At 71.4% G+C, this 20,927-nt stretch carries 22 protein-coding genes; 9 read left to right on the forward strand and 13 right to left on the reverse strand.

The features are described from left to right. Positions 1 to 108: 108 nt before the first annotated feature. Both recG and ACH442_RS08635 read right to left on the reverse strand, forming a co-directional pair. On the reverse strand, positions 109 to 2,319 hold the full coding sequence (gene recG, locus ACH442_RS08630; protein WP_396337317.1) for an ATP-dependent DNA helicase RecG: 2,211 nt from the start codon (positions 2,317 to 2,319) through the stop codon (positions 109 to 111). Then, entirely contained in the window at positions 2,316 to 3,902 is a 1,587-nt protein-coding gene (locus ACH442_RS08635) for a DAK2 domain-containing protein (protein ID WP_396337318.1), read from the reverse strand. Before ACH442_RS08635 ends, recG begins: the two co-directional genes overlap by 4 nt. Positions 3,903 to 4,061: 159 nt before the next feature. On the opposite strand from ACH442_RS08635, the gene rpmB reads away from it, so the two are divergent. After that, the gene (rpmB, locus tag ACH442_RS08640; RefSeq protein WP_189328807.1) at positions 4,062 to 4,253 is read left to right on the forward strand and encodes a 50S ribosomal protein L28; all 192 of its coding nucleotides are present in this window, start codon (positions 4,062 to 4,064) and stop codon (positions 4,251 to 4,253) included. A gap of 55 nt (positions 4,254 to 4,308) precedes the next feature. Here the strand turns inward: rpmB and ACH442_RS08645 are convergent, their stop codons facing one another. Together ACH442_RS08645 and ACH442_RS08650 are read right to left on the reverse strand one after the other, a co-directional pair. Continuing rightward, positions 4,309 to 4,773 carry a GNAT family N-acetyltransferase gene (locus ACH442_RS08645; protein ID WP_396337319.1) on the reverse strand — a complete coding sequence of 155 codons (465 nt, stop codon included), beginning with the start codon at positions 4,771 to 4,773 and terminating at the stop codon, positions 4,309 to 4,311. Positions 4,774 to 4,792: 19 nt separating this feature from the next. Beyond that, positions 4,793 to 5,731 carry a thiamine-phosphate kinase gene (locus tag ACH442_RS08650; protein ID WP_396337320.1) on the reverse strand — a complete coding sequence of 313 codons (939 nt, stop codon included), beginning with the start codon at positions 5,729 to 5,731 and terminating at the stop codon, positions 4,793 to 4,795. Between the two features lie 111 nt (positions 5,732 to 5,842). On the opposite strand from ACH442_RS08650, the gene ACH442_RS08655 reads away from it, so the two are divergent. Together ACH442_RS08655 and ACH442_RS08660 are read left to right on the forward strand one after the other, a co-directional pair. Then, positions 5,843 to 6,076, forward strand: a complete 234-nt coding sequence (locus ACH442_RS08655; protein WP_067685920.1) for an Lrp/AsnC family transcriptional regulator — start codon at positions 5,843 to 5,845, stop codon at positions 6,074 to 6,076. A gap of 2 nt (positions 6,077 to 6,078) precedes the next feature. Continuing rightward, the gene (locus ACH442_RS08660; protein ID WP_396337321.1) at positions 6,079 to 6,747 is read left to right on the forward strand and encodes a DUF3515 family protein; all 669 of its coding nucleotides are present in this window, start codon (positions 6,079 to 6,081) and stop codon (positions 6,745 to 6,747) included. Here the strand turns inward: ACH442_RS08660 and ACH442_RS08665 are convergent. After that, positions 6,741 to 7,835 carry a D-alanine--D-alanine ligase family protein gene (locus ACH442_RS08665; protein ID WP_396337322.1) on the reverse strand — a complete coding sequence of 365 codons (1,095 nt, stop codon included), beginning with the start codon at positions 7,833 to 7,835 and terminating at the stop codon, positions 6,741 to 6,743. The two genes, ACH442_RS08660 and ACH442_RS08665, sit on opposite strands and share 7 nt — an antisense overlap. 163 nt (positions 7,836 to 7,998) lie before the next feature. Here ACH442_RS08665 and ACH442_RS08670 point away from each other — a divergent pair, with 163 nt between their 5' ends. Continuing rightward, positions 7,999 to 8,391 (forward strand): hypothetical protein, encoded by a 393-nt coding sequence (locus ACH442_RS08670; RefSeq protein ID WP_396337323.1) that lies wholly within the window; start codon positions 7,999 to 8,001, stop codon positions 8,389 to 8,391. Positions 8,392 to 8,654: 263 nt separating this feature from the next. Here the strand turns inward: ACH442_RS08670 and ACH442_RS08675 are convergent, their stop codons facing one another. Genes ACH442_RS08675 through ACH442_RS08690 form a run of 4 tightly spaced genes read right to left on the reverse strand, consistent with a single transcriptional unit; the run spans position 8,655 to position 11,828 of the window. Continuing rightward, positions 8,655 to 9,014 (reverse strand): hypothetical protein, encoded by a 360-nt coding sequence (locus ACH442_RS08675; protein WP_396337324.1) that lies wholly within the window; start codon positions 9,012 to 9,014, stop codon positions 8,655 to 8,657. Then, a complete protein-coding gene (locus tag ACH442_RS08680) occupies positions 9,011 to 10,114 on the reverse strand; it encodes a cystathionine gamma-lyase (protein ID WP_396337325.1) in 1,104 nt (367 codons plus the stop codon). The genes ACH442_RS08675 and ACH442_RS08680 overlap by 4 nt, the downstream gene beginning before the upstream one ends. Further along, positions 10,111 to 11,106 carry an NAD(P)H-dependent glycerol-3-phosphate dehydrogenase gene (locus tag ACH442_RS08685; RefSeq protein WP_396337326.1) on the reverse strand — a complete coding sequence of 332 codons (996 nt, stop codon included), beginning with the start codon at positions 11,104 to 11,106 and terminating at the stop codon, positions 10,111 to 10,113. Before ACH442_RS08685 ends, ACH442_RS08680 begins: the two co-directional genes overlap by 4 nt. After that, positions 11,103 to 11,828 (reverse strand): lysophospholipid acyltransferase family protein, encoded by a 726-nt coding sequence (locus ACH442_RS08690; protein WP_396337327.1) that lies wholly within the window; start codon positions 11,826 to 11,828, stop codon positions 11,103 to 11,105. The genes ACH442_RS08685 and ACH442_RS08690 overlap by 4 nt, the downstream gene beginning before the upstream one ends. Positions 11,829 to 12,033: 205 nt before the next feature. Here ACH442_RS08690 and cofC point away from each other — a divergent pair, with 205 nt between their 5' ends. The 4 genes from cofC to ACH442_RS08710 are packed head-to-tail and all read left to right on the forward strand — an operon-like array spanning position 12,034 to position 16,102. Next, positions 12,034 to 12,669 (forward strand): 2-phospho-L-lactate guanylyltransferase, encoded by a 636-nt coding sequence (gene cofC, locus ACH442_RS08695; RefSeq protein WP_396337602.1) that lies wholly within the window; start codon positions 12,034 to 12,036, stop codon positions 12,667 to 12,669. Positions 12,670 to 12,679: 10 nt separating this feature from the next. Continuing rightward, complete coding sequence (locus tag ACH442_RS08700) at positions 12,680 to 12,877, forward strand: cold-shock protein (RefSeq protein WP_396337328.1); 198 nt, start codon at positions 12,680 to 12,682, stop codon at positions 12,875 to 12,877. 55 nt (positions 12,878 to 12,932) lie between these two features. After that, the gene (locus tag ACH442_RS08705) at positions 12,933 to 15,224 is read left to right on the forward strand and encodes an RNA degradosome polyphosphate kinase (RefSeq protein WP_396337329.1); all 2,292 of its coding nucleotides are present in this window, start codon (positions 12,933 to 12,935) and stop codon (positions 15,222 to 15,224) included. After that, a complete protein-coding gene (locus tag ACH442_RS08710) occupies positions 15,224 to 16,102 on the forward strand; it encodes an NUDIX domain-containing protein (protein ID WP_396337330.1) in 879 nt (292 codons plus the stop codon). The genes ACH442_RS08705 and ACH442_RS08710 overlap by 1 nt, the downstream gene beginning before the upstream one ends. Here the strand turns inward: ACH442_RS08710 and ACH442_RS08715 are convergent. The 4 genes from ACH442_RS08715 to leuC form a co-directional block, all read right to left on the reverse strand. Continuing rightward, positions 16,059 to 16,469 carry a hypothetical protein gene (locus ACH442_RS08715; RefSeq protein WP_396337331.1) on the reverse strand — a complete coding sequence of 137 codons (411 nt, stop codon included), beginning with the start codon at positions 16,467 to 16,469 and terminating at the stop codon, positions 16,059 to 16,061. The two genes, ACH442_RS08710 and ACH442_RS08715, sit on opposite strands and share 44 nt — an antisense overlap. A 93-nt stretch (positions 16,470 to 16,562) precedes the next feature. Next, positions 16,563 to 17,318: an HU family DNA-binding protein gene (locus ACH442_RS08720; RefSeq protein ID WP_396337332.1), complete on the reverse strand. Its 756-nt coding sequence runs from the start codon at positions 17,316 to 17,318 to the stop codon at positions 16,563 to 16,565. A 161-nt stretch (positions 17,319 to 17,479) separates the two neighbouring features. Beyond that, positions 17,480 to 18,070, reverse strand: a complete 591-nt coding sequence (gene leuD, locus ACH442_RS08725; protein WP_396337333.1) for a 3-isopropylmalate dehydratase small subunit — start codon at positions 18,068 to 18,070, stop codon at positions 17,480 to 17,482. 15 nt (positions 18,071 to 18,085) lie between these two features. Beyond that, positions 18,086 to 19,540 (reverse strand): 3-isopropylmalate dehydratase large subunit, encoded by a 1,455-nt coding sequence (leuC, locus tag ACH442_RS08730; protein WP_396337334.1) that lies wholly within the window; start codon positions 19,538 to 19,540, stop codon positions 18,086 to 18,088. Positions 19,541 to 19,589: 49 nt separating this feature from the next. On the opposite strand from leuC, the gene ACH442_RS08735 reads away from it, so the two are divergent. Beyond that, a complete protein-coding gene (locus ACH442_RS08735) occupies positions 19,590 to 20,276 on the forward strand; it encodes an IclR family transcriptional regulator (protein ID WP_014447202.1) in 687 nt (228 codons plus the stop codon). Positions 20,277 to 20,927: the final 651 nt, after the last annotated feature.

Raw genomic sequence — 20,927 nt, forward strand, 5'->3', positions numbered from 1 at the left:
TCCTCGTTGGTCACGGTGTGCCGAACAGGGCCGAGCTGCCAGGTCACGAGTTCCCCGAGGCCGTCCCGGCCGGTCGGCGCCCCTCTTCCGTTTCTGCGCCCGGAAGGCTCAGCCTTTCTCCAGGTATTCGGCGCGGTCCTCGTCGACGAGGGCGGCGACGGACGCGGCCAGCGCCGGGTGCGCGGTCAGGTCGGGGTCGTCGCCGACGAGGGAAGCGGCCTCGACCCGGGCTTCCTTGATCAGCTTCTCGTCCCGCAGCAGCGACAGCAGCCGCAGATGGGAGTGCTTGCCGGACTGGGACGCGCCGAGCACGTCACCCTCGCGGCGCTGCTCCAGGTCGATCTCGGAGAGCTTGAAACCGTCGGTGGTGGAGGCGACCGCGTCGAGCCGTTCCCGGGCGGCCGAGCCTTCGACGGCCTCGGTGTGCAGCAGGCAGACACCGGGCGCGGAGCCCCGGCCGACCCGGCCGCGCAGCTGGTGCAACTGGGAGACGCCGAAGCGGTCGGCATCCATGATGATCATGACGGTGGAGTTCGGCACGTCGACACCGACCTCGATCACCGTGGTGGCGACCAGCACGTCCACCTCGCCGGCGGCGAAGGCGCGCATCACCGCGTCCTTCTCCTCGGGCGGCATCTTGCCGTGCAGCATCTCGATCCGCAGACCCTTGAGGTAATGCTCCTTCAGGGCGGGCAGCACCTCGGTGACCGCCAGCGGAGGGCGGCGAGCGGGCTCGTTCTCCGGTGGCGGAGACGAATCGTCCTCCGGGCCCTCGCCGATGCGCGGACACACCACGTACGCCTGATGGCCCGCCGCCACCTCCTCCTTGACCCGTTTCCAGGCCCGGTCGAGATAGGCCGGTTTCTCCAGGGCCGGGATCACGTGCGACGCGATCGGCGAACGCCCGCGCGGCAGTTGCGAGAGGACGGACGTCTCCAGGTCGCCGTAGACGGTCATGGCGACCGTGCGCGGGATCGGGGTCGCGGTCATCACCAGCACGTGCGGCGGGCGGGCGGCCTTGGCCCGCAACGCGTCACGCTGCTCGACGCCGAACCGATGCTGCTCGTCCACGACCACCAGGCCGAGATCCTTGAAGTCCACACCCTCGTACAGCAAAGCGTGGGTGCCCACGACGATGCCGGCGGTCCCGTCGGCGACCTTGGCCAGCGCGGCACGCCGGGCCGCCGCCCCCAGCGAGCCGGTGACCAGGCTCAACTGCGTGCCCTCGGGGTCGCCGTCGAGTTCACCGGCCCGGCCGAGCGCGCCGAGCTGCGCGCTGATCCCGCGGAAGTGCTGGGTGGCGAGCACCTCGGTCGGCGCGAGCAGCGCGGCCTGGCCGCCGGCGTCGACGACCTGCAGCATCGCCCGCACCGAGACCAGCGTCTTGCCCGAGCCGACCTCACCCTGCAACAGCCGGTGCATCGGGTGGGCGCGGCCCAGGTCGGCGGCGATCTCCTCGCCGACCTGGGCCTGGCCCTCGGTCAACTCGTACGGCAGAGCAGCGTCGAACTTGTCCAGCAAACCGCCCGGGACGCGCGGGCGGGCGGTGCCCGGTGCGGCGGCGGCCCGCGCCCGGCGCTGGGCCAGGGTCAGCTGGACGGCGAACGCCTCGTCCCACTTCAGCCGGTGTTTCGCCGAGTAGAGCGCCGCCTCCGAGCTGGGCCGATGAATCTCGCGCAGCGCGGTGGCGATGCCGACCAGGTTCCGTTTCGCCCGGACCTCGGCCGGCATCGGGTCGGCCGGTGGCTCGAAGACGTCCAGCAGGGTCCGGACGCACTTGGTGATCGTCCACGTCGCGACCGCCTGCGCGGCCGGGTAGACCGGGATCAGGGCGCCGGCGAACTCCTCGATCTCCTCGGCCGCCTCGTCCTGCGTCGCATCCGCCTTGAGCAGCTGGTAGGCCGGGTTGTTGAGCTGGCGCTTGCCGCGGAACTCGCTGACCTTGCCGGCGAACAACCCCCAGCGCCCGCGGGTCAGTTCCCGCTCGCGCCACGCCTGGTTGAAGAACGTGCAGGACAGCGTCGCCCCGGAGCCGTCGCCGATGGTCACCTCGAGCATGTTGCCGTGGCGCTGCCGCATGGGCTTGATCCCGATGCCCTGCACCTGGGCCAGCACCGTCACCTGCTCGCCCAGCTCCAGCTCGCGCAGGTCGGTGTGCTCGCCGCGCTCGTCGTAACGCCGCGGGAAGTGGTAGATCAGGTCACCGGCGGTGTGCAGGCCGAGATGTTCGGCCAGGGCCTTCGCCGTCTTGGCGCCCAGCACCTTCGTCAACGGGACATCCGTCGTGACCTTGGTGGCCGCGTTCTCGGTCGTGGTCATTCGACTCCTGCCAACAGGTGGTAGCGCGGCTGGCCGCCGGCGTAGCACTGCAACTCGATGAACGGCCAGGTGCGGTGCACGTGACCGCGCAGGTCCTCCTCCAGGTCGGGCGAGGCGTCCGCGCCCAGGACCAGGGTGACCAGCTCGCCGCCGCCGCCGAGCATCCGGTCGAGCAGGCGGTGGCTGACGTCGGCCAGGTCGGAGCCGATCACGTGCACCTCGCCGTCGACCAGGCCGAGCAGGTCACCGGCGCGGCACTGGCCGGCGACGGTGAGCGCGTCGCGCTGGGCGGTGCAGACCTCCCCGTAGCGGCAGGCACCGGCGGCCTCGGCCATCGCGATCACGTCGTCGGCGAACGGGCGGCTGTGGTCGCGCACCGCGAGAGCGGCCAGGGCCTGCACCGGCGAGCGGGTCGGGACGACGCTGACGTGCACGCCGGTCGCCTCCGCCTCGCGGGCGGCGGAGACCGCGACGGCCTGCGTGTTCGCATCATTCGGCAGCAGGACGACGGTGGAGGCGCCGCACGCGTGCACGGCGGCGAGCATCTCCGCGGTCGACGGATTCCGGTCGACGACCACGGCGCCCTCGGCCTCGAAGAGCGCGGTGAGCCCGTCGCCCGCGGCGACGACCACCGCGCCGCGCGAATCGGCGCCGGGCCGCTTCTCCTCCAGCGGGGTGACATTTATCTTGTACGGCCGTCCGGCCTCGACGCCGGCCTCGATCGCCGGCCCGATCTCGGCGACGTGGACGTGCACGTTCCACGTGCCGTCGCCGGTGCCGACCACGACGAGCGAGTCACCCAGCCCGGCCAGCACCACCCGCAGCCGCTCGACCGCCTCGGCCGTGGCCTCCAGCAGATACTGCACCTCGTAGCCGTACCCCTCGCAGCCGCCGCCGTCGCCGTGCTGGTGGGACACGGCCGGCGCGACCTCGACGACGGGCAGCGGGGCCGGCTCGAACGCGGCGCCCTCGACCGTGTCCACCAGGGCGTCCAGCAGCACGCACAGCCCGCGCCCGCCGGCATCCACCACCCCGGCGCGGGCCAGCACCGGCAGCTGCTGCGGCGTGCGGTCGAGCGCCTCGGCCGCCGCCCGCGCCGCGACCCGGGCCACGGTGACGAGATCGTCGGACTTGATCCGCCCGGCCGCCTCGGCCGCGGCCGCCACCACGGAGAGCACGGTGCCCTCGACCGGGCGGGCCACCGCCGCATAGGCCGCGTCGGTGGCCTGGCGCAGCGCACGGGCCAGCTCCCCGCCCCGGACCGCCACCGCGGACGCGAACGAGTCGGCCATCCCCCGCAGGATCTGCGACACGATCACCCCGGAGTTGCCGCGCGCCCCGAGCAGGGCCCCGCGCGCCATCCGCCCCATCAGGCGGCCGAGCGGTGTGCGCGGCTCCTCGTGCAGGGCGGACTCGACCGCCTCCTGCGCGGCGGTGAGGGTGAGCACCAGGTTCGTCCCGGTGTCGCCGTCGGGCACCGGGTACACGTTCAGCTCGTCGATCTCGCGCTGGTGGGCCCGCAGCGCCTCCAGCCCACCGTCGCACCAGCGGTGCACAGCAGCGGCATCGAGGGTCTCCAGCACGCGAAAATCGTACTAACCACCCCTGACAATCGCAGGCTACGCACCCTGACCGGGGGCGATTGGCTGCCGGGCCGCCTGATCGGGTAGGGTAGCCGGGTTGCCTGGCGAGTCTGTCTCCTGGGCTTTTTCAGATCTTCGAATCAAACCCAGGAGTATCCCGTGGCTAGCGTGTGCGACGTCTGTGGCAAGGGACCGGGCTTCGGCCACAACGTGTCCTTCTCGCACCGGCGGACCAACCGCCGCTGGAACCCGAACATCCAGTCGGTGCGTACTCCGGCCGGTGGCGGGACGACCAAGAAGCTCAAGGTCTGCACCTCGTGCATCAAGGCCGGCAAGGTTTCCCGCGCCTGAGCGTGACGGCTCATGAAAGCCGCCGGGTCCTCGACCCGGCGGCTTTCTGTCGTCCTCAGATCTTTTTGGCGTACGACAACACGCCCGACTGCCCCGCGTAGTAGCCGAAGTCCTCGATCCGCTCATACCCCGCCGACTCGTAGAGCGCGATCGCCTCGGGCTGCTTGTCCCCGGTCTCCAGGATCACGCGCCCGCAGCCGGCCGCCCGCGCCGACTCCTCGATCGCGGCCAGCATCCGCCGAGCCAGGCCCTGCCCGCGCGCCTCGGCCCGGGTGAACATCCGCTTGAGCTCGGCGTCGTTACCGTGCCGGCGCCAGCCCGCGCTGGCCAGCAGACGACCGTCGTCGTCGCGGACCGCCACGAGGAACTCCCCGGCGGGGAGAACGAAGTGGGCCGCGGCGACCGGAGTGTCGTCGCCGCTGCCGCCGTACCGCTCGGAGAGGTCGCGCATGTTCTCCGCGACCAGCTCCACCACCTCCGGCTCGTCGAACCGAGCCGACCTGATCTTGATCTGTCCCACGCCGCCAGCGTAATCAGCGTCAGCGGAAATGGTCCCAGCCCAGTGGTCCCTGCCACGGCTTACGGTCGACGGTGACACCCGAGCCGTCGTGCACCGAGCCGATCTCCACCCACCCCTCGGGCAGGGTCGTCCCGGCGGGGAACGTCGCGGCGAACGGGTGATCGTCGCCACCCGCGAGCACCCACTGGTACGGATCCACCCCGAGCGCCTTGGCCGCGTCCCGCATCTGGTCCGGCACGTCGAACGCCTCCGACCGGATGTCGATCCCGACCACGCTGGCCGTCGCCAGGTGTCCCACGTCCTGCAGCAGCCCGTCCGACACGTCGATCATCGAGGTCGCGCCGGCGCGGGCCGCTTCCGGGCCCGCCGCGTAGCGAACCTCGGGGCGCCGGTACGCCTCCACGAGCATCTTCGGCGTCCGGAACCCCCGGGACAGCACGGTCAGGCCGGCGGCCGCGTACCCGACCCGCCCGCAGAGCGCCAGGAGATCGCCGGGCTGGGCGCCGTTACGACGTACCGGAGCAAGCCCTTGAAGGTCGCCCAGAGCCGTCACAGCGATCGTGAGCGTGGGACTGGACGACGTGTCCCCGCCGACCACGCTCGCCCCGCAGAGGGCCGCCTCGGCGGTCAGCCCGTCGGCCAGGCCCTCGGGCCAGGCGGCGTCGAGGTCGCCGGGCACGCAGAGCGCGACCAGCAGCGCGGTCGGGGTGGCGCCCATCGCGGCGATGTCGGCGAGGTTGGCGGCGGCGGCCCGGTGGCCCACGTCGGCCGGGCCGCACCAGTCGCGGCGGAAGTGCCGGCCCTCGACGAGCACGTCGGTGGAGGCCACCACCCGGCCGTCGGCGGCGCGCACCACGGCGGCGTCGTCGCCCGGTCCGAGCAAGGTGGCCGAACCGTCACCCAGACGTGACAGAATTCGGCCTATCAGTCCGAATTCACCGGACTCTGCGATGCTCACGTGCACGCCCTTCGATGGTGGCGTCCCGCTTCCGGGCCGCTTCGTACGGTAGTTTCACTTTTCGGGGATCACCGACGGTGGCGGATCAGCCGTGGCGGATGGGAGTCGATCGTGGTCCAGGCATACATCCTCATTCAGACGGAGGTCGGGAAGGCCCGTGACGTGGCCGCCGCGATCGAGAAAATACCGGGGGTCGTCCGCGTCGACGCGGTCACCGGCCCCTACGACGTGGTGGTGCTCACCGAGGCACACACCGTGGACGAGTTGGGCAGCCTGATTGTGAGCAAGGTCCAGTACGTGCCGGGCATCACCCGGACCCTCACGTGCTCCGTGGTAAACCTCTGAACATGGTCGACGTCGACACCCCACAGGACACCCCCGCCCAGGGGGCGAAGAAGCCGGACAACACCACCCGCGTCGCCGCGATCTGGGCGACCGTGGTGGCCGTGCCGATGGTCCTGATCGTGGGGTTCGTCGCCTTCACCCAGATCACCAAGGCGTCGGCGCCGGATGCCGCGCCGACGCCGGCCGCGAGCGGCCCGGTCGTGGTGCCCAGCACCCCGGTCGAGCTCGCCGCGCCCGAACTCTCCGCGCGAGCCGCCGAGGTGTGCCTCGCCGTCACCTCGCAGCTGCCCGACCAGGTGCGCAACCTGCCGGCCCGCAAGGTCAGCGCCGGCCCCGAACAGAACGCGGCGTACGGGGAGCCCCCGCTCACCGTCTCCTGCGGCGTCACCCAGCCGAAGATGTGCGAGCAGGTCGACGACACCTCCGGCACGTGCGTGCCGCTGGTCGCCGACCTCCTGCTGATGAACCGCGTCTGCTGGTACTACCAGGACAAGGCCGACCGCACCACGTTCACCACCATGGACCGCGAGGTCCCGGTCCAGGTCGACGTGCCCGCCTCGTTCGAGAACCGGGCCCAGTGGGCGAACGAGTTCTCCGACATCGTGGTCGAGACCGACAAGTCGATCACCGACGGCGTGCCCAGCGGCTGCAACCCCGGCCTGGGTCAGTGAAGCCCGGTCCCCCGGCGTAGCGCGGTGCGGATCAGCCGGTCCACCACCTTCGGGTACTCCAGGCCGGCCGCCGCCCACATCTGCGGGAACATCGACGTCGGCGTCATGCCCGGCATCGTGTTGATCTCGTTCAGGAAGATCTGCCCGTCGGCGGTCACGAAGAAGTCGACCCGGGCCAGGCCGGCGCAGTCCAGCGCGGTGAAGGTCCGCCGGGCGTACTCCCGCACCTGCTTGGTCAGGTCGTCGCCGAGCTCCGCCGGGATCGTGTAACGGCTGCCCACGAGGTACTTGGTCGCGAAGTCGTACCAGTCGGCGTCGTCGACGTGGATCTCGGCGAGCAGCGACGCCTCGGGCGCGCCACCGGCCTCGCTCTCCAGCACCCCGCACTCGATCTCGCGGCCCACGATCGCCGCCTCGACCAGCACCTTCGGGTCGATCTCGCGCGCTTTCGCGACCGCCGCGTCCAGGTCCGCCCAGTCGGTGACCTTGGTGATGCCGGTGGACGAGCCGGCCCGGGACGGCTTCACGAAGACCGGCAGGCCCAGCCGCTCCTTGTCCGCCTCGGCGAGCGACACACCGGCGCGCAGCACCGCGTACGGCCCCACCGGGATGCCCTCGGCGATCGCGAGCTTCTTGGTGAACTCCTTGTCCATGGCCGCGGCCGAGGCGAACACGTTCGCCCCGACATACGGGATCCCGGCCATCTCCAGCATCCCCTGGATCGTGCCGTCCTCCCCGTACGCCCCGTGCAGCACCGGGAAGACCACGTCCACCCCGGCGAGCTCGGACACGCCCTCGACCGCGTCACGCACGATCAGCTCGGTCGCCGTCGGGTCGGCCGCCAGCACCACCGCGTTGCCCGACGAGGCCGTGACCTCCGGCAGTTTCTGATCCGCGATGGCGAGCTGCGACGGGTCGTTGCCGGCCAGCACCCAGCGACCCTCACGGGTGATTCCGACCGGGACGGCCTCGTACTGATCCGGGTCCAGCGCACCCAGGATGGCCCCCGCGCTCACGCAGGAAATGGCGTGCTCAGTGCTGCGCCCGCCGAACACGATCGCGACACGGGTCTTCCGGGGGGTTGTCACTCTTCTCTGCGCCTCTCGCTAGCGGGCATGCCGGGGGTGACCCTACTCTGCGTAAGCCAGATTCACCGACAGCGCCAGCCGCTGCCTTGGCCGGGGAGACGAACAGTTCATGGGACCAGCACTCCACGTGATCGCGGGGCCGGGGCCAGGGCAATTGGCCACCATGGCACACCCCCGCGAGCAACCGTGGTCGCCCGCCGAGATGGGAGCGCTGGCCCGAGCCGGCGTACACATCCTGGTGTGCAGCGCGAGACACCGCCCGGCCGCCGCGGACAGCGCCGGAATCGAACTGGTCGACTACCCCGACCCGGACGAGACGGCCCCCCGCAAAGAAGCCACCGCGATGGTCGCGCTGGCCACCCGGCTCGCGCAGGAAGTCCGTTCCGGCCGTTTCGTGGTCACCCAGTCCAGCGCCGAACTCGGCCGCACCACCCTGCTGGCCACCATGACCCTGGCCCTGCTCGGCATCCGCCCCGGCGAGGCACTGCGGCGGATCGGCGCGGCCCCCACCCAGCCGGTCCCCCAGGACTGGCTGCACGACTTCGTCTCCCGCTGAGAACCAGGCACGCTGCCGCCGGCCAGGCCGTCCGTCTCCAGCAGCTCGCCGCAGTACGGGCCGGGCACCCCGGCAACCACAGGGTCCCGGCCCCGGGCACGCCTCCGCGACCGAGTCCCGGCGCCGGACCGCTCCGGCGCCGCCGTCTTGTCTCACACCAAAACCCCACCCCAACCGGGGGCTTACCGCCCACCGACCATTCTCCTGCCGGCGGCCAGGATCATGCCGACTGCCTGTGGACAGCCGCGCAGTGTGGAAAACCGCTACGCGGCGAACGTCTGTGGTAGGACGCCGGCGTCCCAGAGCTGGTCCAGGTGGGCGAGGAAGCCGGTCAGGCTGCGTTCGAGCTCGCGGCGTTCGCCGGCGGGCAGCGCGGCCAGCGGGTCGGAGAAGATCAGACCCTCGGGGTGCTTGGCGCGCGTCCCGACGAACTTGCCGCAGCCGGTGCACCAGACGTAGCTGACCAGGGTCGGCCGGCGTGCGCCGGGCGGGCTGGTGAAGTACGCCCGGAGCCGCCGCTCGCCGCACCCCGGGCAGTCCCGCTCGCCCGGGGCGAGGAAGAAGCTCTCGCCCCGGGTCAGCGCCGCCACCTCGTCGCCGGTGAAGCTGTTCCAGGCGGTCACGCAGATGCGTCCAGGGCCTGCGTGATGTCGGCGACCAGGTCGCCGGTGTCCTCGATGCCGCAGGAGAACCGGACGAACCCGGGCGCCGTGTCGTCCCCGAACTGCGCGCGCCGGTCGGCGGTCGTGTGCACCCCGCCGAACGACGTCGCGGCGAACACCAGCTTCGCCGCCGTGAGGAAACGGGCGACCCGTTCGGCGCTGCCCAGGTCGAACGAGACGATCCCGGGGATCCGGCGCATCTGCTTACTGGCGACGGCGTACGACGGATCGGCCGGAAGCCCCGGCCACCGCACCCCGGTCACGTCGGATCGGCCGGCGAGCAGTTCGGCGACGGCGGCCGCGTTCTGACTCTGGCGGGCCAGCCGCAGGTCCATCGTCGCGATCGAGCGGTGGGCGAGCCAGCAGTCGAACGCGCCGGGCACTCCGCCGGTCAGCTTCCGCCAGGTCTCGACTTTTTCCAGCAGTGCCGTGTCGCGGGCCGCGACGTACCCCAGAAGCAGGTCGGAGTGGCCGGTCAGCGCTTTCGTGCCGGATGCGACGACCAGGTCGGCCCCGAGGGCGAGCGGGGTCTGCCCGAGCGGCGTGGCGGCGGTGTTGTCGACGGCCAGCAACGCCCCGGCGGCGTGCGCGGCGTCGGCGAGGGCGGCGATGTCGGCGACGTCCAGGCCGGGGTTGGCCGGGGTTTCCAGCATCACCAGCCGCAGGCCGGTGAGGTCCGGGTACGGCCCGGCGGTCGGCACCAGCACGCTCTGGACGCCCAGATCGGCGAGGGCGCCGCGGGCGAAGGCCCGGACCGGGAAATAGCCGTCGCCGGGGAGCGCGACCTTGTCGCCGGTCTTGACCAGGGACAGCAGCATGGCCGTGATGGCGGCCTGGCCGCTCGCGAAGGCCAGCGCGGTGCCGCCTTCCAGCTCACCGATCGCCGCTTCGAGGGCTTCGCGGGTGGGCTGTTCGGTGCGGGCGTAACCGTGGTCGCCGGGCCCGGTCACCGGGTCCAGGTGGTACGGCGCGGCGAACACCGGCCCGGCCAGGAACGGCTGCCCGACCTCGGGCTCGGGCAGGCCGGCATGAACGGATCGGGTGCCATCGGCGTACGTCATGACTCTGGTTTCATCTCTCGGGTCATCAGCAGTTTCACCGCTACCCGCGGGTCGGCGCCCTCGTGACAGACCTTCTCGACCTGCTCGACGATGGGCATCTCGACGCTGTGCGCGCGGGCCAGGTCGCGGATGGACAGGCAGCTCTTCACGCCCTCGGCGGTCTGCCGGGTGGCGATCTGGGCCTGTTCCAGGCTTTCGCCGCGGCCCAGGTGCTCGCCGAACGTCCGGTTCCGGGACAGCCGGGAGGAGCAGGACGCGACCAGGTCACCGAGGCCGGCGAGACCGGCGAAGGTGAGCGGGTCGGCGCCGAGGGCCACGCCGAGGCGGGCCGTCTCGGCCAGCCCGCGGGTGATCAGGGACGCCTTGGTGTTGTCGCCCAGGCCGATCGCCGAGGCCATGCCGTAGGCCAGGGCGATCACGTTCTTCACCGCGCCGCCCAGCTCGCAGCCGAGCACGTCGTCGCTGGTGTAGGGGCGGAAGTACGGCGTGGCGAGCGCGTGCTGGACCTGGCGGGCGCGGTCCTCGTCGGTGCAGGCGACCACGGTGGCGGTGGGCTGCTCGGCGGCGATCTCGGGGGCGAGGTTCGGCCCGGACACGACGACGACCCGGTCCGCCGCGAGGCCGGCGGTCTCCACGATCACCTCGCTCATCCGCTTCAGCGTGCCGAGTTCGATGCCTTTCATCAGCGAGACGACGGTCGCGTCCTTCGGGAAGAAGCCGGCCCAGTCGGCCAGGTTCCCGCGCAGCGTCTGGGAGGGCACCGCGATCGCGATCAGCTCGGCGCCGTCCACCGCCTCGGCGAGGTCGGTCGTGGCGGTGACCCGTTTCGACAGGCGGATGCCGGGCAGCGAGCCCTCGTTGCCGTGCTGCTCGCGGATCTCGGCGGCGACCGTCTCGCGGCGTGCGCGCATGGTCACCTCCGAGCCGGCGTCGCCGAGCACTTTGGCGAACGCCGTGCCCCAGGCCCCCGATCCGATGACGGCCGCCCTCATGACGCGTCCTCCGAGTTCGTGACCCGCCGGGCGGGCCGTACGTAGAGCGCCGGCGGCTCGCCGTCGCGGATCGTGCCGAGCAGGTCACGGATGCCGAGCATGATCTGCTCGGTCATCTCCTCCAGCACCTGGCGGGTCGGTTCGGCGCCGGCCCACCGGCTCAGGTCGATCGGGTCGCCGGTGGTGACCGTCACGTGCGCCCGGGTCATCTTCAGCTTGTTGGTCCGCGGGTCGAAGACCTCCTGGGCGCCCCAGTTCGCGATCGGCACCACGGGGGCGCCGGTCATCAGGGCCAGCCGGGCCGCGCCGGTCTTGCCGCGCATCGGCCACAGGTCGGGCTCGCGGGTGGTGGTGCCTTCCGGGTAGACGACGACGGCGCCGCCCTCGTCGAGCGCGGCGACGAGAGCCTCCAGGGACTTCACCGCTTCCACACTGCCGCGTTCGACCGGCACCTGGAAGGTCTTGACCAGTAACGACCCGATGATCGGCACCCGCCAGAGGCTGGCTTTGCCGAGGAATCGGGGCCAGCGGCCGGCCTTGTAGAGGTAGTGCGCCACGACCAGCGGGTCGAAGTGCGACACGTGGTTGGGGACGAGGATCACCCCACCGGCTTCCGGCAGCTTCTCCCGGCCGAGCCAGGTGCGCTTCGTCCAGAAAGTCATGGTGGGAACCACCAGCATCACCGCGAAGCGCTGCCAGAATGTGAGCCCGCGCTGAGCCACGGCATCCCCCGTCCCTCTCCGTCGGCGATCGCGTCGCCGTTCACCTGCGACGAAATCATGCCCCTTCCCACCCTGCCGTACCAGGCAGGGGTATCAGCAGTCGCGCGGAAAGCGATCTCCATCTCACCGGTCACGGGGGGCCTCGCCGCGGAACGCACCGGCGTCGTACGTGCTGCAAGATTGCTGGGTGGCGACGCGGAAGTGGATGACGGTTATCCCGGTCAAGGAGCTGAGCGCGGCGAAGAGCCGGCTGCGGGGCGCCGTTCCCGTGCAACGGCATCCGGAGCTGGTGCTCGCGATGGTCCGGGACACGGCCGCGGCTGTGTTGAGCGCCACCACCGTCGCCGAGTTGATCGTCGTCACCGACGATCCGGTGGTCGCCGAGGCCGTCCGGGAGATGGGCGCGAAGGTGGCTCCGGATCCGGGCGCCGGGCTGAACGCGGCCCTGCGGTTCGGCGCGGACGAGGTCGCCGGCCCGTCCACGCACCGCGCGGTCCTCACCGGTGACCTGCCGGCGTTGCGCCCGGCGGATCTGGACGCGGCGCTGCGGGCGGCGAGCGGGCGCAGCTTCGTCCCGGACGCGGCCGGCACCGGCACCGTGCTGCTCGCCGTGCCGCCCCGCACACCGCTGGATCCGCGCTTCGGTCCCGGTTCCGCGGCGGCGCATCTGGCCTCCGGCGCGAGCCCGCTGACCGGTGACTGGGCGGGGCTGCGGCAGGACGTGGACACCGCCGCCGACCTGGACTCCGTGCTCGGGCTGGGGGCCGCCACGCGGACCCGATCACTGTTACGTGATCTCGGACTCAGCCAGGCCTGCACACCCGCCGCCTGCGCCGGGTAGCGTCAGGTCCATGCAGGGCACCATCGCCACCTTCGACCCGGGCACCCACAGCGGCACGCTGCTCCTCGACGACGGCTCTGAGCTGGTCTTCGGGGCGGAGGCGTTCGCCCGATCCGGGCTGCGCCTGCTCAGGCTGGGCCAGCGCGTCTCGGTGGAGGCGGAACCGGACGGGCAGGTGCACCGGGTGGCAATTCCGGGAATCGCCTGAATTGATCATCCGGTAGTTCGTTTCACGTTCCGCTCGCAGCGGCAAGAATGAACGCATGAACCCGCCCCGGACCCCCGAGACCCGCCGGCGTGGCCCGAACGGCCGCTTTCTTCCCCGCCCCGAGCCCGCCGACGGCGTCGACGACATTGAACCGGTTCAGTTCGCCCAGCAGGAACCGGAACAGGCCGAACCCGTGGTGGAGGTAGAAGTGAGCAGCACCGAGGTGGCGGAGATCCCGGTCGAGCCCGCGCCGGAGGCGGGCGACGGCGAGGACGAGTACTTCCTGCCCGACGACCGCTTCCTGAACCGGGAGCTGTCCTGGCTGGACTTCAACGCGCGGGTGCTGGCGCTCGCCGAGGACCCGGGCACGCCGCTGCTGGAACGGGCGAAGTTCCTCGCGATCTTCGCCAGCAACCTCGACGAGTTCTACATGGTCCGGGTGGCCGGCCTGAAGCGCCGCCTGAGTGCCGGGCTGCCGATCCGCACCGGTGATCGTTCCCCGCTGCGCCACCAGATCGAGATGATCACCGGCCGCACGGCTGACCTGGTCACCCGGCACGCCGCCTGCTTCGCCGACGAGGTCCGGCCGAAACTGGCGGCGGAGAGCATCGAGCTGGTCAGCTGGCGGGAGCTGGACGCGCCCGAGCAGGGGCGGCTGCGCACGTTCTTCCGCGAGCAGGTCTTCCCGGTGCTGACGCCGTTGGCCGTGGACCCGGCGCACCCGTTCCCGTACATCTCGAGCCGGTCTTTGAACCTGGCCGTTGCCCTTCGGTATCCGGACGGGGACAATCCCGAGTTGTTCGCCCGGATCAAGGTGCCGAACAACGTGCCGCGGTTCGTGACCGTGCAGAACGACAGCCGGGGTGTGCGATTCCTGCCGATCGAGGAGCTGATCGCCAACCACCTCGACCAGCTCTTCCCGGGCATGCAGATCCTGGAGGTGCACGCGTTCCGGGTGACCCGCAACGCCGAGCTGGAGGTCGACGAGGACCGCGACGAGGACCTGCTGCAGGCCCTGGAACGGGAGCTGGCGCAGCGCCGGTTCGGCCCACCGGTGCGTCTGGAGGTGGCCGCCTCGATCAGCGATCACGTGCTCGACCTGCTGGTCCGCGAGCTCGACATGGACAGCCACGACGTGCTGCGGGTGCCCGGCCTGCTCGACCTGTCGGCGCTCTGGCAGGTCTTCGGCGAGTGCGACCGCGACGATCTGAAGGACCGGCCGTTCGTCCCGGCCACGCACCCGCAGCTGGCCGACGGCGAGGTGCCGCGCAGCGTGTTCAACCGGCTGCGCGAGTCGGACATCCTGGTCCACCACCCGTACCACTCGTTCTCGACCAGCGTGCAGCGCTTCATCGAGCAGGCCGCGGCGGACCCGAACGTGCTGGCCATCAAGCAGACGCTGTACCGGACGTCGGGTGACTCCCCGATCGTCGACGCGCTGGTCGACGCGGCCGCCGCGGGCAAGCAGGTCGTCGTGCTGGTCGAGGTCAAGGCCCGTTTCGACGAGGTGGCCAACATCGCCTGGGCACGAACCCTGGAGCGCGCCGGCTGCCATGTCGTCTACGGCCTGGTCGGTCTCAAGACCCACTGCAAAACCGCATTGGTGGTACGCCAGGAGGGCAACCAGATCCGGCGGTACTGCCACATCGGCACGGGCAACTACCACCCCAAGACCGCCCGGCTGTACGAGGACTTCGGCATGCTCACTGCCGATCCTGAGGTCGGGGCGGACGTCACCGACTTGTTCAACGTGCTCACGGGGTACAGCCGGCAGACGACGTACCGTCGCTTGCTCGTCGCTCCTCATGGTGTCCGCAAGGGTCTTCTCGAACGTCTCGAGGAGCAGGCCAAGATCGCCCGCTCGGGCGGTGAGGCTCTCGTCCAGTTCAAGGTGAACTCGCTGGTCGACGAGGAGACGACGGACGCGCTCTACCGCGCCTCGCAGGACGGCGTGAAGATCGACCTGATCATCCGCGGGATGTGCGCGGTGCGCCCGGGCGTGCCCGGCCTGTCGGAGAACATCCGGGTCCGCTCGATCGTCGGCCGGTTCCTGGAGCACTCGCGGATCTTCCGGTTCGGGGCCGGCGACGACGCGGAGTACTGGATGGGTTCGGCCGACCTGATGCACCGCAACCTCGACCGCCGGGTTGAGGCGCTGGTCCGGGTGACCCTGCCGTCGGCCCGCGAGGAGATGCGCTACGTGCTGGAGCTGTCGATGGCCGAGGGCACCGAGGGCTGGGACCTGGACGGCGAGGGCATCTGGCACCGCAACGTCGGCACCCCCGGCAAGCCGCAGCTGCACCTGCAGGAGTCGCTGCTGCGCCGCGTCATCGGCAAGAAGAGCTGATGGCCGACGAGGTGCGCGCCGCGGGCGGGGTCCTCTACCGCTCCGGCGAGGGCGGCGTTCCCGAGGTGTGCCTGGTGCACCGGCCGCGGTACGACGACTGGAGTCTCCCCAAGGGCCACGTCTCCGGTGACGAGCCGGACCTGGCCGCCGCGGTCCGGGAGGTCGCCGAGGAGACGGGTGTGTCCGGCATCCCGGAGTTCGGGCTGCCCGACGTGTCGTACCGGCTGCCCGACGGCCGGCCGAAGACCGTGCGCTACTGGCTGATGCGCGCCGCCGACATCGGCCCGGTCCAGGACACCGACGAGGTGGACAAACTGGCCTGGCTGCCGCTGCCCGAGGCGGCGCTGCGGCTGACCTACGCCGACGAGCGCCGGCTGCTCGACGTGGTGGCCGCGCTGCCGCCGGTGACGTCGGTGGTGGCGCTGGTCCGGCACGCGCACGCCGGCGAGCGCAAGAACTGGTCCGGGCCGGACAACCTGCGCCCGATCAGTCCGAAAGGGTCGCGCCAGTCCGGGCAGGCCGCCGAGCGGCTGGCCACGTTCCGCCCGCACCGGCTGATCGCGGCCACCCCGCTGCGCTGCACGCAGACGCTGCAGCCGCTGGCCAGGGCGACCCGGCTGCCGATCGTGGTGGACAACGCGTTCGCCGAGCCGGAATCCCCGGAGGGCCTGCCGGCGAAGCTGGCCGCGGCGCGTGCCCGGCTGGCCGAGGTGCGTACCGCCGGGCGGGTCGTGGTCTGCAGCCAGGGCAAGATCATGCCGGCGCTGCTGGCGTCGCTGAGGCAGGATCCGGACGTGGACACCTACCACACCCGCAAGGGCGAGGGCTGGCTGCTCACCTGGTCCGGCGAGACGCTGCTAGGGGTCTCCCGCTGGTGACCTGATCGGCCCGCCAGAATCCGATCAGGTCACCGGTGAGCCAGCGGGCCCGCCACAGCTCGTCGCGGCGTGGCTCCCAGTCCCGATGGGGCAGCAGGGCCACCCGCCAGCTCAGCACCCCGGCCAGATACCAGCCGTAGAGCGGGATCGCGCCGGCCCACCCGTCCCGCGCCCGGTAGGACGACCACGGGGCGAGACCGGCGACCGCCAGGCCGGACCAGCCACAGGTGACCAGCCAGTCCAGTTCGGGCCGGCCGGTTGCCTGCTCGGCCAGGTCGCCGAGCGTCCACCCGGGCACGACGGCCACCGCGAAAAGCCCGGCGGCGATGCTCGCCCGGCCCAGAAGACCCCTCGGTCGGTGTCCCATGCCCGGACCGTAGGCCCGGCGGCGCGAGCACCGGCCACAAACGAGAAAGGCGTCCCCCGTACGGGTGGACGCCTTTCTCCGCTTCGTGAAGGGTCAGCGTGCCTTGCGGCTGGACGCCGCCCGTGCACTCGTCGTGCTCTTCGCCCGAGCGGGCGCCGCGGCCGGCGACACGGTCTTGCGAGCCGTGGTCTTCTTCGCCGCCGTGGCCGTCTTCTTCGTGGCCGGGCTCTTGGCCGCCGTGCTCTTGGCCGCCGTGCTCTTGGCGGCGGTCGCCTTGGTCGCGGTCGCCTTGGTCGCGGTGGCGGTCTTCTTCGCCGCCGTGGCCGTGGCCGTGGTCTTCTTGGCGGCCGGCGTGCTCGTGGCCGTCTTCTTCGCGGTGCTCTTCACCGGCGCGGCCTTGGTGGCCGTGGCGGTCTTCTTCACCGCCGCCGTCTTGGCCGGCGCTGCCGCCTTGGTGGCCGCGGTCTTGGTGGCCGCGGTCTTGCGGGCGGTGGTGGTGCTCGCCTTCGCCGGCGCGGCCGCCGCCGACCGGGACGCGGTGGCGGTCTTCTTCGCCGTCGCGGCCTTGGCCGGCTTTCCACTGGCGACCAGTTCCCGGAAGGTGTTGCCGGGCCGGAATGCGGCGACCGCCGTCTTCTTCACCTTCACCGGTTCACCGGTTCGCGGATTCCGTGCGGTGCGCGCATTACGCGTCCGCTTCTCCCAGGATCCGAAGCCGGTGAGGGAGACCTTGTCACCCTTGGCGACGGCGTTCTGCACCTCACTGATGAACGCGTCCAGCGCAGTGGTCGCCGTCTTCCTGTCGCCCAGCTTGACGGCGAGCGCCTCAATGAGCTCGGCCTTGTTCACGGTTTCCTCCCGGACGTGAGAACTGGCCCGTCGCAGGCCATTCTGCGCGCACCGTATGCCCTCTGACCTGGAGACACAAACATTCGTGGCAAAAATCCGTTGTGTCCCAACGAAATTCGCCCCCATCGGCGACACCGATGGGGGCGAATTCAGTCTTCGAGTTAAAGAACGACGACCGGCTTGAAAGACGGGCGGGTCTTCTCGTACGCGGTAATCGCGTCCTCGTGGCGCAACGTCAGTCCGATGTCGTCGAGGCCCTCCATGAGACGCCAGCGACTGAAATCGTCGATCGGGAACGGGTAAGCGGCGTCGTCGACACGCACCACCCGCTCGGCCAGGTCGACCGTGATCTGCTTTTCCGGCTCGCTCTCGGCCAGATCCCAGAGGCTTTCCACGATCTTCTGGTCGAGCTGGACCGGGAGCAGACCCTCCTTGAGCGCATTGCCGCGGAAGATGTCACCGAACCGGGCCGCGATCACCACCTTGAAGCCCCAGTCGCGCAGCGCCCAGACCGCGTGCTGCCGGGACGAGCCGGTGCCGAAGTTCGGCCCCGACACCAGGATGGTGGCGCCGGCGTGGGCCGGGTTGTGCAGCACGAAGCTCGGGTCCTCACGCCAGGCGCTGAAGAGACCGTCCTCGAAGCCGGTCCGGGTGACCCGCTTCAGGTAGACCGCCGGGATGATCTGGTCGGTGTCCACATCGGAACGGCGCAGCGGCATGACCTTGCCGCTGTGGGTGACGAACTTGTCCATGAGTCTTCCCTCGGCTCAGAGGTCGGCGGGGGCGGCCAGCTTGCCGACCACGGCGGTGGCGGCGGCGACCTGCGGCGAGACCAGGTGGGTGCGGCCACCCTTGCCCTGCCGGCCCTCGAAGTTGCGGTTGGAGGTGGACGCCGCGCGCTGCCCGGGCGAGAGGGTGTCCGGGTTCATGCCGAGGCACATCGAGCAGCCGGCGAACCGCCACTCGGCGCCCGCGTCCGTGAAGATCTTGTCCAGGCCCTCGGCCTCGGCCTGCTCGCGCACCACGTACGACCCGGGGACGATCATCATCCGGACGCCGTCGGCGACCTTGCGACCGCGGATCACGTCGGCCGCGGCCCGCAGGTCCTCCAGCCGGCCGTTGGTGCACGAGCCGACGAAGACCACGTCGACCGGGACGTCCCGGAACGGCGTGCCCGGGGTCAGGTCCATGTACGCCAGCGCGCGCTCGGCGGCGCCGCGCTCACTCTCGTCGAGGAAGTCCTCGGGGCGGGGAACCACGCCGTCCAGCGCCGCGCCCTGACCCGGGTTGGTGCCCCAGGTGATGAACGGGCTGATCGCGGCGGCGTCGAGGATGATCTCGGTGTCGTACTCCGCGCCCTCGTCGGTGGGGAGGGTCTTCCAGTACTCGACGGCGGCGTCCCAGTCGGCGCCCTTCGGGGCATGCTCACGACCCTTGAGGTACGCGAACGTGGTCTCGTCCGGCGCGATCATGCCGGCCTTGGCGCCCCACTCGATCGACATGTTGCAGATCGTCATCCGGCCCTCCATGGAGAGCTTGCGGATCGCCTCGCCGCGGTACTCCACGATGTGGCCGTTGCCGCCGCCGGTGCCGGTCTGCGTGATCAGCGCGAGGATCAGGTCCTTCGCACTCGTCCCGGCGGGCAGGTCGCCGACGACCGTGACGGCCATCGTCTTCGGCTTCGACTGCGGCAGCGTCTGGGTCGCGAGCACGTGCTCGACCTCACTGGTGCCGATGCCGAAGGCCAGCGCGCCGAACGCGCCGTGGGTCGCGGTGTGCGAGTCGCCGCAGACGATCGTGGTGCCGGGCTGGGTCAGGCCCAGCTGCGGGCCGATGACGTGCACGATGCCCTGGTTCACGTCACCGAGCGGGCGGATCTGCACCCCGAACTCGGCACAGTTCTTCCGCAGGGTCTCGATCTGCGTCCGGGAGACCGTGTCAGCGATGGTCAGCAGCTCGCCCCGGCGGGTGTTGAACGACGGATCCGCATACCCGGTCGGGGTGTTGTGGTCTTCCGTCGCGAGCGTGAGGTCGGTCCGTCGAACGGGCCGGCCGGCCATCCGCAGGCCGTCGAACGCCTGCGGGCTGGTGACCTCGTGCAGCAGGTGCAGGTCGATGAAGAGCAGGTCCGGCTCGCCTTCGGCCGTGCGCACCACGTGGTCATCCCAGACCTTCTCGGCCAGGGTCCTGGGTTTCCCGCTCCGGGGAGTGACTCCCACCATCTGGACATCCTAAATTCTGGAATGTATGTTTCGGCTTGTGGGACACAGTATGAGCGGCGTAGGCGTTCTCGACAAGGCGGTTGTCATTCTCGCCGCATGTGTCGACGGCGCCAGCCTGGCCGAATTGGTCGAGCGCACCAAGCTTCCCCGGGCGACCGCACATCGCCTGGCACAGGCCCTGGAGATCCATCGGATGCTGGTCCGGGACACGCAGGGAAGGTGGCGTCCGGGCCCCCGCCTGGGCGAGTTGGCGAACGCCGCACCCGACGTTCTGCTGACCGCAGCCGAGCCCCTGCTTTCCGCATTGCGGGACGCGACCGGAGAATCCGCGCAGCTCTACTTGCGCCGCGCCGACGAACGGATCTGCGTCGCCGCCGCCGAACGCGCCAGTGGCCTCCGCGACACCGTGCCGGTCGGATCGGTCCTCCCGATGGTCGCCGGCTCGGCCGCCCAGATCCTGCTCGCATGGGAGCCCCCCGAGGCCGTGATGCCGCTCCTGCCGCGCTGCAAGTTCACCGGCCGCACCCTCGCCGAGGTCCGCCGCCGCGGCTGGGCGCAGAGCGTCGCCGAACGCGAGCCCGGAGTGGCCAGCGTCTCCGCGCCGATCCGCGACCGGACAGGCCGGGTCATCGCGTCCATCTCCATAAGCGGTCCGATCGAACGCCTCGGCCGCCGCCCCGGCGAGCGGCACGCGATGGCCGTGGTCCGCGCTGGTCAGCGGCTCTCCGGTCTCTGACCCACTCCCCCGCATCTCCCGCCCGATGGTTGCCTGCGCACCCATCGGGCGCCTGCGTTGCGCCACTCCAGGCTGCGGCTGCGTCTCCCGGTCCGCTTCCGGCGGCTTCGCCCTTCCCCGTACGCCGTGAGCGCGCCCGCCCCGCGCCCCGCCCCGGGCCCCGCCCCGTAGGGCCGCCCGCGCCGACCCGCGCCTCACGTGCCGCGACCCCCGCACCGCGCACCGCGACCCCCGCACCGCGAGCCCCGCACCGCGAGCCACGCACCGCACACCGCCCACCGCCCACCGCGAGCCACGCACCGCGCACCACGCACCGCCCACCGCGAGCCACGCACCGCGCACCGCGCGCCGGGAGCCCCGCATCGCGACCCCGAACGTCGTGAGCCCGAACGCCGTGAGCCCGAACGCCGTGAGCCCGGCACGGCCCGGACGGCATCAGGCCGTGCGCGGGTGGTCACGGGGTCCAGACGGCGTTGTCGTGGGCGAAACAGGACCCGGCGCGGATCGAGGGCGAAGATCCGGTCCAGCCAGGCCGGCGGCAGTCCCATCCCGGCGCGGCGCGTATCCCATCCCGGCGCGGCGCGTCTCCCATCCCGGTGTCCACCAGGATCGCGCCGTCGGGGTGATCGATCAGATAGCCGGGGACGGGCT

It is taken from the genome of Actinoplanes sp. NPDC020271, from assembly GCF_044388125.1.
Taxonomy (GTDB): domain Bacteria; phylum Actinomycetota; class Actinomycetes; order Mycobacteriales; family Micromonosporaceae; genus Actinoplanes.